Below are 15,736 nucleotides of genomic sequence, written 5' to 3' on the forward strand. Positions count from 1 at the left end.
TCCCCGCAGCGAAATAAAGGAGGAGCGAAGCGGGGGACATTCGCGGAGGGGAGCACCCGGTGTCATTCGCATGCGCCCCGAACGACAGCATCCCGAACGACAGCGCCCCGAACAAACGCTCGAACAAGTACGCGAACAGATCCCACGACGGAAAGCTGAGAGGACACAAGTCCCATGATTCATTCACTGAAAGCCTGCTGGCGCCTGCTGCACGCGGTGGGGCATGCATTGGGCGGCTGGTGGACGATCCGCTTCACCTTTCCCAGCCTCTCGCAACAAGAGCGCAACGCCCGCGTCCAGGCCTGGTCCGAACGCATGCTCCAGATCATGGGCATCACCCTCAAGGTGCAGGGCACGCCGCCCAGCGAAGGGCCGGTGCTGCTCATCAGCAACCACCTCTCGTGGCTCGACATCACCTGCATCCACGCCGCGCGCCACGTGCGCTTCGTGTCCAAGTCGGGCGTCAGGCACTGGCCGCTCATCGGCACCTTGTCGACCGGCGCGGGGTCGCTCTACATCGAGCGCGAACGCCGCCGCGATGCGCTGCGCGTGGTGCACCACATGACCGAGGCGCTGCGCAACGGCGACCTCATCGGCGTGTTTCCCGAAGGCACCACCAGCGATGGGCGCGGCCTGTTGCCGTTCCATGCCAACCTGTTGCAGGCCGCCATTTCGTCGGGCGCGCCGGTGCTCCCCGTTGCGCTGCGCTTTGCCGATGCGGCCACCGGCGAGACCAGCCAGGCCCCGCGCTACATCGACGACGACAGCCTCGTGGCCTCGCTCTGGAACACCCTGCGCGCGCCGCCGCTGCTGGCCATCGTGCGCTTCGGCGAGCCGCAGGATTCGCACGGCCGCGAGCGCCGTGCGTGGGCACAGTCGCTGCATGAAGACGTGCAGCAACTACGCCGCGATACCCACTGATCCGCTGATACCCACCGATATCCGCTACGGCCGCCCAGGCCAAAAAAAAGCGCCCCTGCAAAGGGGCGCTGAACGGCGCGGAGTGCGCCGTGAGGAGGAACCAGGGTTCGGGTTCGTCGTTGCGATCGCGTTCGGGCGATCCAGTCCGTCAGTCAGCCAATCGATCGATCAAAGAATGCCGAAGACCTTCAGGCCGATGATCACGATGAGCGGCACACCGCACAGCCAAAGGATGATGCTTTTCATGATCGAGGTCTCCGTGAAGTAAGTAGGCCTCTACGGTGGCGCGGCGCGCGGCCGCCGCTTGCGGGATAAAACAATTCACGCACGTGAGCGCGTGCCTACACCCCTGTCGCTTCAGGCCTGCCCTGCTGTAGGCACGAAGCCCAGGCGGCGCGAAATTTCCAGCGCGCACGCCTTCAGCGGCACGGCCACGCGGCCGTTCCAGTCGCTGTCGAAGGTGGCCTCGGGGCCCATCGCGGTGATGCCCAGCACCAGGTTGTTGGTCGAGTCGAACACCGGCGCGCAGAAGGCGTCGATGCCCGGAATCGGCTGGCCCAGCGTGCGCGACATGCCGTGCAGCCGCGTCTCGACCAGCAGCGCCTCGATCTGCGACTGCGACAGCTCTTCGGCGCCGCGGCCACCGGCCGGCCCGCGCAGGCGCGCCAGGTCGTCCACCATCATTTTTTCCACCACCTTGGGCGGCAGGTAGGCCGCGAACAGCCGCCCCGTGGCCGTGTAGGCCAGCGACATGACGGTGCCCGTGCGCAGGTTCACGTGCAGCGGATGAATGGGTTCTTCCAGCCGCACGACGGTCGGGCCGAAGTTGCCCCACACGGCCACCGCGATGCTCTGCTCGGTCTCGGACGCCAGCGCCTCGATGAGCGGCGACGCTTCCTTGATGGGGTCCAGCCGCTGCAGCTTGGCCAGGCCCAGTTGCAGGGCCAGCGGGCCCAGCTCGTAGCGGCCCGCGCTGTCCTGCACCACGAAACCCACCTTCAGAAAACTCACGAGATAGGGGTGCGCCTTGCCGACGGGCACGCCCGCGGCCTTGCCCAGATCGCGCAGCGCCATGGGCGCCACGTGCCTGCCGAGCGCAACCAGCAATTGCGTTCCGATTTCGACTGACTGAATGCCACGTCTTGGCTTTTCCATGGGGCGCCCGGCGTGGGGGTTGAGAGTGGGGGCGAGTATAGCCATCAGGGTTTCTACTGATATTGTCACGATCAATCGACGATGACTGATCATCTGATAGTAACTAAACGACTTGACCATATCAACATCGCTACCTAAACTCCGCCGCAACTTAAGTCGTACACAAACAGGCAGAGATGGAACAGAACACTTTTGAATGCGATGTGCTCGTCGTCGGCAGCGGCGCTTCGGGCATGTCCACCGCCATCACGGCGGCTTCGCAGGGACTGAAGGTGCTGGTGGTCGAGAAGGAAGCGCGTTTTGGCGGCACCACCGCGCGCTCGGGCGGCTGGCTGTGGATTCCGGGCACGCGCCTGGCCACCGAGCAGGGCATTCACGAACCCGAAGGCGCCGCGCTGGCCTACATGCAGCACGAGACCACCACGCACTTCGACGCGGCGCGCGTCGGTGCCTTCCTCGACATGGGGCCCAAGGCCATCGACTTCTTCACGCGCAACACCTGCGTGCAGTTCGACATGCCGGCCGTGTTTCCCGACTACCACGCCGAAGCGCCGGGCGGCCAGCCGGGCGGCCGCTCGATGGTCACGCGCCCGTTCGACGGCCGCGAGCTGGGCAAGCGCGTCAAGCTGCTGGCGCCGCCGCTGCCCGAACTGACGGTGTTCGGAATGATGTTGGGCTCGGGTCCCGAGATCAAGCACTTCATGCGCGCCTTCAAGTCGCCGACCTCGTTCTGGTACGTCACCAAGCGGCTGACCCGGCACTTCTTCGACGTGCTGGGCCATGGCCGCGGCATGACGCTGACCAACGGCAATGCGCTGGCCGGCCGCCTCGCCAAGGCCGCGATGGACCTGGACATTCCCGTGTGGCTGTCGTCGCCGGTGAAGAAGCTCGTGGTCGAGTACGACGGCGTGTCGGGCGCGGTCGTTCAGCACGAAGGCAAGACGGTGCGCATCGTTGCAAAGCGCGGCGTGGTGCTTGCCTGCGGTGGCTTTCCCTATGACGTGGAGCGCCGCAAGGAACTGTTCCCGCATGCGCCCACCGGCAAGGAGCACTACTCGCCTTCGCCTTCCACCAACACCGGCGATGGCCTGCGCCTGGCCGAAGCCGTGGGCGGCCGCGTCGACGGCACCATTCCGCATGCGGCGGCCTGGGTGCCCGCGTCGGTCACCACGCGGCCCGACGGCACCAAGGGCGTGATGCCCCACTTCATCGACCGTGCCAAGCCCGGCGTGATCGCGGTCACCCCTAAGGGCAAGCGCTTTGCCAACGAAGGCAACTCGTACCACGACTTCGTGCAGGCGATGGTCAAGGCCTGCGAAAGCGACGGCGAGCCCGAGGTGACGGCCTGGCTGCTGTGCGACCACAAGGCGCTGCGCGACTATGGCCTGGGCTGCGTCGCGCCGTCGCCGCTGCCCATCGGCCGCCACCTGAAGAGCGGCTACCTGAAGCGTGGCGCCAGCATCGGCGAGCTGGCGAAGGAAATCGGCATTGCACCCGCCACGCTCGAAGCCACCGTGCAGGAGTTCAACAAGGGCGCGCGCACCGGCGACGACCCCGCGTTCGGCAAGGGCAGCAAGGCCTACAACCGTTACCAGGGCGATGCCAACGTCACGCCCAACCCCTGCGTGGCGCCGTTGGAAAACGGCCCGTACTACGCCATCAAGCTGGTCATCGGCGACATCGGCACCTTCGCCGGGCTCGTCACCGACGAGAAGACACGCGTGCTCGACGCCAACCGCCAACCCATCAAGGGCCTCTATGCCGTGGGCAACGACGCGGCCAGCGTGATGGGCGGCAACTACCCCGGCGCGGGCATCACGCTCGGCCCGGCGCTGACCTTCGGCTACGTGGCGGGCCTGCAGCTCGCACAGGCGGAAGCCCTGCAAACGGTGCAGCTGAAGGTCGAGCAGCGCGAAGCCGTGCCGCTGAGCCGCAAGGCCTGAGCGCCGTTCGTCTCCAGCCCCTTTTCCCGATCAACGCATTTCATAGAAGAAGGAGCCATCGATGGCCTTTCCCGCCAACGTCGCACCCCGCCTGCTCGAAGGGCGCCTCGCACTCGTCACCGGCGCCGGCCAGGGCAACGGCCGCGCGCTCGCGCTCGGCCTGGCGCAAGCCGGCGCCCGCGTGGTCGTGACCGACATGAACGACGCCACCGTGCGCGAGACCGCGCAGCTGGTGCGCGATGAAGGCGGGCAGGCCTGGTCCTTCGTGCTCGACGTCACCTCGCCCGAGGCCTGCAACGCACTGGCCGCGAAGGTCGGCGAAGAGGTCGGCGCCATCGACCTGCTGGTCAACAACGCCGGCATCATCATTCGCGAGAACACCGCCAGCCCCAACGCGGCCGCCAACTGGAAGAAGACCATCGACGTGAACGTGCACGGCACCTTCAACACCACGCTGGCCTTCATTCCCGCGGTCAAGCAGACGAAGGGCTCGATCATCAACATCGCCTCGATCGCCGCCTACGCGGGGCAGGGCGCGAGCCTCGGCTACTCGCCTTCGAAGGGCGCCATCAAGATGCTCACGCAGTCGTTGGCGCAAGAGCTGGCGCCGGCCGGGGTGCGCGTCAACGCGCTCGCGCCCGGCGTGATCGAAACGCCCATGACCGCCGCCACGCGCGAGAACCCGCAACGCCTCGAGTCGTTCATGACGCGCATCCCCATGGGCCGCGTCGGCCAGACCGAAGACCTCGTGGGCCCGGTGATCTTCCTGGCCAGCGACATGTCGCGCTATGTCACAGGCATCACGCTGCCGGTGGACGGCGGCTTCCTCGCCGTCTGAGCCGCGCGGCCCGTTCTTACTCGCCTTGCTTCGCTTTTCTTTCCGCTTCCTCGTCCGTCAATCCTTCAGGAGACAAAAATGAAAACCATCCGTCTGTACAAGACACTGCTCGCCAGCGCGACTGTTGCCGCCTTTGCGGCGTTCGCGGCCGGCGCCTCGGCGCAGGACATCAAGCTCGGCTACAACGGCGACCTCTCGGCCTCGCCCTCGGCACAGAGCGGCCAGGCCGCCGTGCTGGGCATGGAAGCCGCCATTGCCGACATCAACGCCGCGGGCGGCGTGCTCGGCAAGAAGCTGGCGCTGGTCACGCGCGACGATGTGTCGGCACCGCCCAAGTCGATCCAGAACATGAGCGACCTGATCGACAACGAGAAGGTGGTCGCGGTGTTCGGCCCCACCAACTCGGGCAATGCCATGGCCTGGAAGCACATCGCCAACCAGAAGAAAATTCCGGTGCTGGGCAACGTGGGCTCGGGCACCGACATCACCAAGCCGATGAGCCCCGGCGCCGACAACTACATGTTCCGCGTCTCGATGGTCGACCGCGAGCAGGTGGCCGCGCTCATGGCCTATGTGAAGAAGAACACCGCCGGCTCCAAGGTGGTGGGCCTGATGGCCGAGACCACCGGCTACGGCCAGGGCGGCCTGAAGGACATGGAAGAAATCGCCAAGCTGCAGGACATCAAGATCGCGGCCACCGAGCGCTTCGGTGTCGGCGACACCGACATGACCTCGCAGCTCAGCAAGATGAAGGCCGCCAACGTCGACACCGTGGTGGTGTGGGCGCAGGGCACGCCCATCGCGCAGCTGGTGCGCAGCATGGAGAAGATCAACTACTTCCCGCTGACGCTCACCTCGTGGGCCGCCGACAACATCACCTTCTACGACGCGGCCGGCAAGGCGCTGGCCGAGAAGCCGATCTTCATGCGCACCGTGAGCGAAACCCGCACGCCCGCGCAGCAGAAGCTGTTCGACCGCATCGGCAGCAAGCTGAAGGCACCGGGCTCGTTCTCGTTCGCGCTGCACGGCTACGACTCGATGCAGCTGCTGGCGCAAGCCATGAAGCAGGCCAACAGCACCGACGGCGCCGCCGTGCGTGCCGCGCTGGAAGACCTGAAGACGCCGGTGCAGGGCGTGCTGAAGACCTACGACAAGCCCTTCAGCAAGACCAACCACGAAGCCCTGACCGCGAAGGACCTGGTCTGGATCCGCTGGAAGGACGGCAAGCTGCTGCCCTACAGCGACGCACTGATCGGCGCGCTCAAGCCGGCCGACTTCAAGCAGTAACCAGAGAACCAAGAGACGGGGCGGGGCTGTCTTCGCGCGGCCCCGCCCCGTCTCGCAACGGAGATACACACCATGGTTGAAGCCCTCCTGCAGGCGCTGATCAGCGGGCTCGCCGTCGGCGGCGCCTACGCGCTGGTGGCCCTCGGATTCAGCATCACGTTCACCACCACCAAGACGCTGAACTTCTCGCACGGCGAGTTCGTCTCGGCCGGCGCGTTCATCGGCATGAGCGCGCTGTTCCTGGTGCTGGGCAAGCCCCTGAGTTCCACCACCTTCGGCGACGCCGTGCCCGGCGCGGGCGCGCAGCTGTTCGCGCTGGTGGCCGCGCTCGGCGTGATGGGCCTGCTGGGCTGGCTGCTCTACGTGCTGGGCGTGCGTCCGTTCGCGGGCCGCCCCGGCATGGCCTGGGTGATGAGCACGCTGGGCTTCGGCGTGATCCTGCAAAGCGTGGGCCTGGCCATCTGGGGCCCGAAGCCCGTGGTGGTGCCCGCGCCCGTGGGCGACGCCGTGATCCGCATGTTCGGCGTGGGCGTGCGCCCGCAGGAACTGCTCACGCTGGGCGTGGCCGTGGTCGTGATGTTCGGCTTCGACCGCGTGATGAACCGCACCATGGTCGGCAAGGCCATGCGTGCCGTCGCGCAGAACGGCAACGTGGCCAGCCTCATGGGCATCAACACCAACGCCATGATGATCGGCGCCTTCGTCGTCAGCTCGGCGCTGGCCGGGCTGTCGGGCTTTCTGCTCGCGCCCATCGCGCAGGCTTCGCTGTTCATGGGCCTGACCGTGGGGCTCAAGGGCTTCTCGGGCGCGATGATCGGCGGCCTCAGCAATCCGCGCGGCTGCGTCATTGGCGGCTTTCTGCTCGGCGTGCTGGAGTCGATGGTCAATCTCTGGCAGGCGCAATGGCGCGAGGTGGCGGTGTTCGCGCTCGTCATCCTGGTGCTGGCCTTCCGGCCCACGGGCCTGTTCGGCCGCAAGACGGTGGAGAAGGTATGAAGCGCTTCGCCCACCCCGCCGGCGTGGTGCTGGCGGCTGCCGTGCTGATCGGCATCGTCTCGATGCTCGGCAACGACTACTACCTGCGCATCGCCTTCATGATGTGCGTCTACTACCTGTGCGCGGCCGGCATGAACGTGCTGGTCGGCTATGCAGGACAAAAATCGCTCGGGCAGGCCGGGCTGTTCGCGGCCGGTGCCTATGGCGTCGCGTTGCTGACCTCGCGCACCGACATGGACCCGTGGCTCGCGCTCGCGCTGGCCGCCGTCATCTCGGGCCTGTGCGGCGTGCTCATCGCGCTGCCGTCGCTGCGCGTGAAGGGCCCGTACCTGGCCATGGTCACGCTGGCCTTCGGCATCGTGGTCGAGAAGCTCGTGGGCGAATGGACCGACGTGTTCGGTGGCGCGCAGGGCATCTACGGCATTCGGCCGCTCACCTGGAAGGGCGCGCCGCTGGACACCACGCAGTGGGTCATTCTCGGCATCGTGCTGTGCGCCGCGCTGCACCTGCTGCTGCGCAACCTGTTGAACGGGCGCTTCGGCCGTGCGTTGCTGTCGCTGCAGGCGGACGAAATCGCTTCGTCGTCGGTGGGCGTGCGCGTGTACCGCGCCAAGGTCATGGCCTTCGTGGTCGCGGCCGTCACTTGCGGCATTGCGGGCGCGTTGGTGGCGCAGCAGAACCAGTACATCAACTCCGACTTCATCACTTTCCACCTGTCGATCTTCATCCTGCTGCTGGTGCTGTTCGGCGGCGCGGGCTCGATGTACGGCCCGCTGGTGGGCGCGGTGCTGCTCACGCTGACCGATGCGCTGCTGGCGCGCTGGCCGTCGGCGCAGCACTTCCTGTACGGCTTCCTGCTGTTGTTCGCGCTGTACGTCATGCCGGGCGGCGTGGTGGGCCTGTTCAACAAGTGGTTCATGAAACCGCGGCATCGCGGCGAAGGCACGGGCGACAGCGGCGTGCCCGGACAGATCGGCCCCGGCGGTGAAGGCGAACTGCTGGTGGTGCAGGGCGTCACCAAGTCATATGGCGGCGTGAAGCCCGCGCAGGACGTGTCGTTCCGCCTGCAGCGCGGCCACATCCACGCGCTGATCGGCCCCAACGGCGCGGGCAAGAGCACCATGATCAACATGCTCACCGGCGTGATCGAGCCCGATGCCGGATCGATCCGCTTCCTGGGCCAGAACATCGTGGGCCAGCCGGCGCACACCATCTGCTGCCTTGGCATGGGCCGCACCTTCCAGAACCTGCGCTTGTTCGCCGACCTCTCGGTGCTCGACAACGTGATGCTGGGCCGACACAGCCGCATGAGCAACGGCTTCCTGTCGTCGCTGGTCGCCTGGCCCACCGCCGGAAAGCAGGAGCAGGCCACGCGCGACCGCGCATTGCAACTGCTCGACCTGGTGGACCTGGGCCACCTGGCGCACTGGCCCGCGGGCAGCCTGCCCTATGGCCTGCAGCGCCGTGTGGAACTGGCGCGCGCGCTGGCCACCGAGCCGCAACTTCTGCTGCTCGACGAGCCCGCCGCCGGCCTGAATCCGCAGGAGACCGCGGAGCTCGGCGAACTGCTGCTGCGCATCGGCAAGTGCGGCGTGTCGATCCTCATGGTGGAGCACCACATGGACCTGGTCATGTCGATTTCGGACCACGTGATCGTGCTCGACTACGGCATCAAGATCGCCGAGGGCAAGCCCGCCGAGGTGCAGGCCAACCCGCGCGTGGTCGAGGCCTACCTGGGCGTCGACGACGAGGAAGAAGAAGCGCTGGCCACGGCCATGCCCGCCTGAGCAGAAGGACCGAACCCATCATGTTGAAAATCGAATCGGTGAAGGTCTCGTACGGCGCCATCGAGGCCGTCAAGGGCGTGAGCCTGGAAGTGCGCGCGGGCGAGGTGGTCACCATCATCGGCGCCAATGGCGCGGGCAAGAGCACGCTGCTGAAGAGCATCGTCGGGCTGGAGCCCGTGGCCGAGGGCCGCGTGCTGATCGACGGCAACGACTGCACGCACGTGCCCGCGCACAAGCGCGTGGGCCTGGGCGTGGCGCTGTCACCCGAAGGCCGCGGCGTGTTCCCCGACCAGACCGTGCGCGAGAACCTGCTGCTGGGCGCCTACTCGCGCCGCAACGACAAGGCCTTTGTCGAGGCTGCGCTCGAACGCGAGTTCGCGCGCTTTCCGCGCCTGAAGGAGCGGCAGGACCAGCCCTCGGGCACGCTCTCGGGCGGCGAGCAGCAGATGCTGGCCATTGCCCGCGCGCTGATGAGCGAGCCGCGCCTGTTGCTGCTCGACGAGCCTTCGCTGGGGCTTGCGCCGCTCATCATCAAGGACATCTTCGACGCCATCCGCCAGCTGCGCCGCTCGGGCCTGACCATCTTGCTGGTCGAGCAGATGGCCAAGCAGGCGCTGGGCGTGGCCGACCGCGCCTATGTGCTGGAGACAGGCTGCATCACGCTCGAAGGGTCCGGGCGCGAGCTGCTCGACAACCCCAAGGTGAAGTCGGCGTACCTCGGCTCGCACTGAGCGCACCAGCCGCTTCGCTCCCGTTCATTCATTCATCACTGAAACAGACAAAGGAAATCTTCATGACCGCACCCACCAAAGTCTTTGCCAGCCAGGCCGACCTCGAAGAAAAGAAGGTCTCGTTCACCCGCCTCTCGGAGAACGCCTACGCCTACACCGCCGAAGGCGACCCGAACACCGGCATCTTCATCGGCGACGAAGCCGTGATGGTGGTCGACACCCAGGCCACGCCCGCCATGGCACAAGACGTGATTCGCCGCATCCGCGAAGTCACGCCGCTGCCCATCAAGTACGTGCTGCTGAGCCATTACCACGCTGTGCGCGTGCTGGGCGCGTCGGCGTACTTCAAGGAAGGCGCCGAGCAGATCATTGCCAGCCGCGACACCTATGACCTGATCGTCGAGCGCGGCGAACAGGACAAGGCCAGCGAGATCGGCCGCTTTCCGCGCCTGTTCCGCAATGTCGAATCGGTGCCGCCGGGCCTGACCTGGCCCACCATGACCTTCGACGGCACCATGAGCGTGTGGCTCGGCAAGAAGCTCGAAGTGAAGATCGCGCAAGTGGGCCGCGGCCACACCAAGGGCGACACCATCGCTTACCTCGAAGACCAGAAGATCTGCTTTGCCGGCGACCTCGTCGAGTACCAGAGCACCGCCTACGCGGGCGACTGCTACTTCCGCGACTGGCCCACCACGCTCGACCGCCTCGCCGGTTTCGGCTTTGAAAAACTCGTGCCCGGCCGTGGCGCCGCGCTGGAAAACGCCAGCGACGTGCGCAAGGCCATCGCCTCGACGCGCGCCTTCATCTCCGACGTGTACACGCTGGTCAACAACGGCGTGGCGCTGGGCAAGTCGCTCAACGTCATCTACAAGGAAACCGTGGCCGCGCTGCGCCCGACCTACGGCCACTGGGTGATCTTCGACCACTGCATGCCCTTCGACGTGACCCGTGCCTACGACGAAGCCACCGGCCATGTGAACCCGCGCATCTGGACGGCGGAGCGCGACATTGAAATGTGGAACGCGCTCGAAGGCTGACGTGACCGCCCCGGCGCGCCCCACGGGCGCCACGCCCGCATCGGTGCAAGGCTGGATGCTGCTGGCCATGCTGCTGTGGGGCGTGAACGTGTCCGCCGTGAAGGCGCTCACCGCGTCCTTCGAGTCGCTGCCGCTGGCGGCGCTGCGCATGGTGGTGGCCTGCATGGCGCTCACGGCCATCGTGCTGTGGCGGCGGGGCGGGCTGCCCGCGCTGGGCGCGAAGCAGCTTGCGGGCATGGCGGGCTGCGCCTTCCTCATGGTCTATGCCAACCAGATCCTGTTCGCGCAGGGGCTGCTGCGCTCCACCGCCACCAACGGCGCGCTGATCATGGCGCTGAGCCCGCTGGTCTCGGGCCTGACGGCGGCACTCGTCTTTCGTGAACGCTTCACACCGCGCCGCATGCTCGGCGTGGCGCTGGGCTTTGCCGGCGTGGCCGCCGTGGTGTTGAGCCACCCCGGTGTCGGGCTGTCGCGTGCGGGCATCGGCGACCTGATGCTCGCGCTGGCGGTGGTGAGCTTCGCGGTCGGCGGCGCGGGCGTGCAGCGGCTGGCGCGGCACATCGATCCGCTGTCGATCAGCTGGGTCATCTACATGATCGGCACCGGCATGCTGGTGGTGCACACCGTGCTCGGGCCGTCGCGGCTCGGCGCCGACCAGCTGTTCCCGGGCGTGTGGCCGTGGGTGCTGGTGCTGTTCTCCGGCGTGGCCGCCACGGCCGCGGGCAACCTGATCTGGAACCGCGCCATCTCGATCATCGGCATGGCGCGCACCGCCGTGTTCCTTTACTGGGTGCCGGTGTTCGGCGTCGCGTTTGCCGCGCTGCTGCTCGGCGAGGTGCTCACCTGGTGGCACCTGCTCGGCTTCGCGGGCGTGATGACCGGAACCTACCTCGGCACGCGGCCCGCGGCCACGGTGGCGGTGGCGGTGGCAGCACCCGACACGCCGGCGCGCGCGCCCTGAGCTTTTTTCTTTGCATTGCCATTCATGTCCGACCCTTCTCCCTTGCTGTTCCAGCCGCTGAAGCTGCGCAGCCTCACGCTGGCCAATCGCGTCGTGATCTCGCCTATGTGCCAGCACGCGGCCGACCGCGGCCACGCCACGCCCTGGCACATGGTGCACCTGGGCAAGTTCGCGCTCGGCGGTGCCGGGCTCATCCTCACTGAAAGCACGGCGGTCGATCCGCGCGGCCGCATCGGCACCGCCGACCTCGGCCTGTGGAAAGACAGCCAGATCGCGCCGCTGAAGGCCGTGGTCGACTTCGTGCACGCGCAAGGCAGCGCCATCGGCGTGCAGCTCGCGCATGCGGGGCGCAAGGCCGGCAGCGAGCCGCTGTGGGAGGGCGGCGCGGCGCTGGGCGACGAGCGCATGGCCGCCGACGAAGAGCCCTGGGAGCGGCTCGGGCCGAGCGCGCTCGCGGCCGGCCCCGGATGGTCGGCCCCGCGCGCGCTGGATGCCAACGGCGTTGCCTCCGTCGTGAAGCACTTCGTCGACGCGACGGTGCGTGCCGACAAGGCCGGCTTCGATGTGGTCGAGTTGCACTTCGGCCACGGCTACCTGGTCGCAAGTTTTTTGTCGCCCAACGCCAACCACCGCGGCGACGCGCTCGGTGGCAGCCGCGAGAACCGGATGTGGCTCGCACTGGAAATTGCGCAGCGCGTGCGTGCCGCGTGGCCAGCGGGCAAGCCGCTGTTCTGCCGGCTGTCGGCGGTCGACGGCACGCTCGACGGCTGGAGCCTCGACGATTCGGTGATCTTGGCGCGCGAGCTCAAGCGCTGCGGCGTCGACGTCATCGACTGTTCGTCGGGCGGGCTCACCGAAGAGACACGCGCGTTGCCCGTGCCGCGCGGCTTGGGATTCCAGGTGCCGTTCTCGGAACGCATCCGGCGCGACGCGCAGATCGCCACGCAGGCCGTCGGCATGATCGTCGATGCGCAGCAGGCCGAAGCCGTGCTGGCGAATGGTCAGGCCGACCTGATCGCGCTGGGACGCGAAGCGCTGTTCGATCCCTACTGGCCGCACCACGCGGCCGCCGCGCTGGGCGCCGACCCCGGCTACGAACGCTGGCCCGTGCGCCACGGCGTGTGGCTGGCCAAGCGCGCGCCGGGCCTGGCACGCGCGCGCGCCGAAGCCGCCGCGCATTCCAACGAAGAAGGCACGCCATGACCACGACAACGACCTTGCGCATGGGCCTGATCCGCAAGAAGCCCGAGTGGACCGACGAAGCCTTTCGCAGCCACTGGCGCGACAGCCATGGGCCGCTGGTGGCGCGGTTGCCCACGTTGCGCGGCTACCGGCAGAACCTGGTGGTCGACAGGCTGCAGCGCGGCATCGACTTTGCGCGCGGGCCCTGGGATTTCGATGGCTTCTCGCAGCTGCGTTTCGACGGGGCCGCGCGAGCCGACGAGGCCTTCACGCAGGGCGACCTTGCATCGGCCATCCGCGCGGACGAGCAGCACTTTCTGGGCGAGCTGCACATCGTCACCGTCGAGCAGACCGAAGTCATTGCGCTGCCCGCGAAGCCCGAGGGCCTGCTCAAGCGCATCTCGCTGCTGCGCCGGCCCATCGCGCAGTCGGAAGAAGACTTTCGCCGTGAATGGAAGATTCACGCCGAGCATGTGCGCCGCATGCCGGGCGTGAGCGGCTACCGGCAGAACGTGGTGGTGGCGCGCGAGTTCGAGAAGGGCACGCCCTGCACCTACGCCGAGCTGCCGCTCGACGGCATCGTCGAGCTGTGGTTCGAGAACACCGACACGCTGAATGCCGCCTTCGCGTCGCCGCAGGGGCAACGCACCATGGCGCATGCGCGCACCTTCCTGGCGGAGATCACGGCGTTCGTGGTGGAAGAGCACCGGGTGGTGTGAGGGCCGACGTAATATCTCGCCTCACTCATCAGGAGATTTCATGGGGCGGATTTTTTTGTGCGGCATGGTCATCATCACCGTCGCTGTTCTGTCGGCATGTGGTGACACGCGAAAGCCAATGCCCCCGGGGGTCGAAGGCATCCTGCCCATCGATGCGTCGACCGAGTACGTGTTTCTTCACAAGCCGACTACCGTGCGCGGCGCCTGCGCGGGATGGAAGACCATCTCCATCCAGAAGCCCAATCAACCCGAAACGGGCATGACCAATTTGATGTGCTGGAAGGAGTCCGACGGCCAGCTCCTGACTGCCACGTTCGAAAAGGTTTCGCCCAAGGTCGCGCCGATGGCAGTGATCCACTGAGCAAGAGGCAAGCAAGGCAGGTCAGGCAGGCAGCAGGCGGTCGCTCGGCACGATCACCGCGCGCACGCCTCGCTGCGTTTCCATGGCGGTCACATGCTGTGCATCGCCTGGCAGCACGAACTGGCTGATCAGCGCATCGAGGTGTCGTGCCTGGTCGCGCAGGCCTTCCGATGCGGCGGCGGACTCTTCCACCAGCGCCGAGTTCTGCTGCGTCATGTGGTCCAGGCGAGAGACGGCCGTGTTGATCTGGCCGATGTCCTGCGTCTGCGCATGCGTGGCGACCGTGATGGCGCTCACCGTGCCGGCCACCTGCTCGATCGACGCCAGGATGCGGCCCATGGTCTGGCCCGCGCTGTCGGCCAGCGTGGTGCCGGCTTCGATGCGGTGCACCGAGTTCTCGATCAGGCCCTTGATCTCCCGCGCGGCCGCGGCCGAGCGTGTCGCGAGCTGGCGCACTTCCGCCGCCACCACCGCAAAGCCGCGGCCCGACTCGCCGGCGCGCGCCGCCTCGACGGCGGCATTGAGCGCGAGGATGTTCGTCTGGAAGGCGATGCCGTCGATCACGCCGATGATGTCCGCCATCTTGTGCGAGGCGCGATGAATGTCCTGCATGGTGCCGACCACCTGCGACACGACTTCGCCTCCCTGTGCCGCCACGGCTGCGGCGGCACCGGCCATCTTCTCGGCCTTGCCCGCGGCCTCGCTCGACTGCTGCACGTTGCGCATCACCTGCTCGAGCGCCGCGGCCGTCTGCTGCAGGCTCGATGCCGCGTCTTCGGTGCGGGCCGACAGGTCCGAATTACCTTGTGCGATTTCGCCGGCCGCCGCGTGCACGCTCTGCACCGACTCTCGCACCCGCGCGACCAATTCGCGCAGCGAACCCTGCATCGCACCCAGGGCCTGCAGCATCTGGCCGGCCTCGTCGCGCGAGTGGCCCTCGATGTCCTGGCGAAGGTCGAGGCTGGCCACGCGCCGGGCCGTCTCGCCGGCCACGCGGATCGGCCGGCTGATGCTGCGCACCAGCCACTGCGCCAGCACGATGCCCAGCAACAGCGCCGCCGCGCTGAACAGCACCAGCGCCAGACGGGCCGAGGCGGCCAGGTCTTCGATGCGATGGCCGGCCGCGTCGATGGCCTCGCGCTGCGACTGCGCGAGCTTGCCCACCGCGGCCAGAAGCGCGGCGGAGCCCGGCTGGAAGCGCTGGGCATAGACCGAGCGGATGCGCTCGGTCAGGCCGGAGTCGCGTGCGGCAATCAGCTCTTTCACGGCCTTGCCGAAGTCTTCGCCGGTGGCTTGCGTCCGCGCAAGCAATGCGCGGTCGGCGGCCGTCTGCAACCGTTCTGACACCTGTTGCATCAGCTCGCTGTAGCGGGCTTCGGTCGCCTGGATGTCGGCTGCGAGTATCTCGCCCACCTCGGGCTCGGAGCTCAGCGCCATGGCCTTGTAGCGCTCCGCATTGATGGCCTGGTGGCGGTAGGCGTCGACCACCAGCCGCTCGGACACGCCGTGCTGCTGGATGGCTTCGTGCGTGGCCTCGTCCATCTTCGCGAGCGACCAGATGCCGATGCCCGAGCCCGCGAGGGTCAGCAGCAGCACGGCGCAGAAGGTGGCCAGGAGGCGCCGGCCCAGCACGTTGCGGGTGGTGGTGTGGATGGTGGTGCGGGAGCGGTGGGCGCGGAGGTCTTTGGTCACGGGGCAAGGTCGTTCCCGCGTGCTGTGCGGCGCAGGACGATGAGGGCAGGGGAGGGTTCCCGCGCTGGATTAAACCGACGCCTTGTTACCGCTCATTGACTGTTTTTGCGCAGGGGCCATTGCGCG

13 protein-coding genes and 1 pseudogene are annotated in these 15,736 nt (G+C 67.5%); 12 read left to right on the forward strand and 2 right to left on the reverse strand.

Translation table 11 applies throughout. From position 1 onward, the window contains the following. Nucleotides 1–174 precede the first annotated feature (174 nt). Nucleotides 175–921: a 1-acyl-sn-glycerol-3-phosphate acyltransferase gene (locus tag DBV14_RS07570; protein ID WP_124458580.1), complete on the forward strand. Its 747-nt coding sequence runs from the start codon at nt 175–177 to the stop codon at nt 919–921. A 357-nt stretch (nt 922–1,278) separates the two neighbouring features. Here DBV14_RS07570 and DBV14_RS07575 read toward each other — a convergent pair whose 3' ends face one another. Next, a complete protein-coding gene (locus DBV14_RS07575; RefSeq protein ID WP_124458581.1) occupies nt 1,279–2,076 on the reverse strand; it encodes an IclR family transcriptional regulator in 798 nt (265 codons plus the stop codon). Nucleotides 2,077–2,249: 173 nt separating this feature from the next. Between DBV14_RS07575 and DBV14_RS07580 the strand changes: the two are divergent. From DBV14_RS07580 to DBV14_RS07630, 11 genes and pseudogenes are all read left to right on the forward strand, one after another. Next, nucleotides 2,250–4,019, forward strand: a pseudogene (locus tag DBV14_RS07580) (FAD-dependent oxidoreductase); the annotation flags it as partial. Between the two features lie 61 nt (nt 4,020–4,080). Then, complete coding sequence (locus tag DBV14_RS07585; protein WP_124458583.1) at nt 4,081–4,857, forward strand: SDR family NAD(P)-dependent oxidoreductase; 777 nt, start codon at nt 4,081–4,083, stop codon at nt 4,855–4,857. Nucleotides 4,858–4,935: 78 nt separating this feature from the next. Then, on the forward strand, nt 4,936–6,144 hold the full coding sequence (locus tag DBV14_RS07590; RefSeq protein WP_124458584.1) for an ABC transporter substrate-binding protein: 1,209 nt from the start codon (nt 4,936–4,938) through the stop codon (nt 6,142–6,144). Between the two features lie 72 nt (nt 6,145–6,216). Beyond that, nucleotides 6,217–7,140 carry a branched-chain amino acid ABC transporter permease gene (locus DBV14_RS07595; protein WP_124458585.1) on the forward strand — a complete coding sequence of 308 codons (924 nt, stop codon included), beginning with the start codon at nt 6,217–6,219 and terminating at the stop codon, nt 7,138–7,140. Then, entirely contained in the window at nt 7,137–8,927 is a 1,791-nt protein-coding gene (locus DBV14_RS07600) for an ATP-binding cassette domain-containing protein (RefSeq protein WP_124458586.1), read from the forward strand. Before DBV14_RS07595 ends, DBV14_RS07600 begins: the two co-directional genes overlap by 4 nt. A gap of 20 nt (nt 8,928–8,947) precedes the next feature. Continuing rightward, nucleotides 8,948–9,658, forward strand: coding sequence for an ABC transporter ATP-binding protein (locus DBV14_RS07605; RefSeq protein ID WP_124458587.1), 711 nt, complete (start codon nt 8,948–8,950; stop codon nt 9,656–9,658). Between the two features lie 62 nt (nt 9,659–9,720). Next, nucleotides 9,721–10,695 (forward strand): MBL fold metallo-hydrolase, encoded by a 975-nt coding sequence (locus DBV14_RS07610; RefSeq protein WP_124458588.1) that lies wholly within the window; start codon nt 9,721–9,723, stop codon nt 10,693–10,695. A gap of 1 nt (nt 10,696) precedes the next feature. After that, nucleotides 10,697–11,656: a DMT family transporter gene (locus tag DBV14_RS07615; RefSeq protein ID WP_260396863.1), complete on the forward strand. Its 960-nt coding sequence runs from the start codon at nt 10,697–10,699 to the stop codon at nt 11,654–11,656. A gap of 24 nt (nt 11,657–11,680) precedes the next feature. Beyond that, on the forward strand, nt 11,681–12,859 hold the full coding sequence (locus tag DBV14_RS07620; RefSeq protein WP_124458589.1) for an NADH:flavin oxidoreductase/NADH oxidase: 1,179 nt from the start codon (nt 11,681–11,683) through the stop codon (nt 12,857–12,859). Further along, on the forward strand, nt 12,856–13,557 hold the full coding sequence (locus DBV14_RS07625; RefSeq protein WP_124458590.1) for an EthD family reductase: 702 nt from the start codon (nt 12,856–12,858) through the stop codon (nt 13,555–13,557). Before DBV14_RS07620 ends, DBV14_RS07625 begins: the two co-directional genes overlap by 4 nt. Before the next feature lie 64 nt (nt 13,558–13,621). Continuing rightward, nucleotides 13,622–13,918: a hypothetical protein gene (locus DBV14_RS07630; protein ID WP_124458591.1), complete on the forward strand. Its 297-nt coding sequence runs from the start codon at nt 13,622–13,624 to the stop codon at nt 13,916–13,918. 21 nt (nt 13,919–13,939) lie between these two features. Here the strand turns inward: DBV14_RS07630 and DBV14_RS07635 are convergent, their stop codons facing one another. Continuing rightward, complete coding sequence (locus tag DBV14_RS07635; RefSeq protein WP_260396864.1) at nt 13,940–15,610, reverse strand: methyl-accepting chemotaxis protein; 1,671 nt, start codon at nt 15,608–15,610, stop codon at nt 13,940–13,942. Between the last annotated feature and the right edge of the window lie 126 nt (nt 15,611–15,736).

It is taken from the genome of Variovorax sp. KBW07, assembly GCF_003852515.1.
Classification (GTDB): Bacteria; Pseudomonadota; Gammaproteobacteria; order Burkholderiales; family Burkholderiaceae_C; genus Variovorax.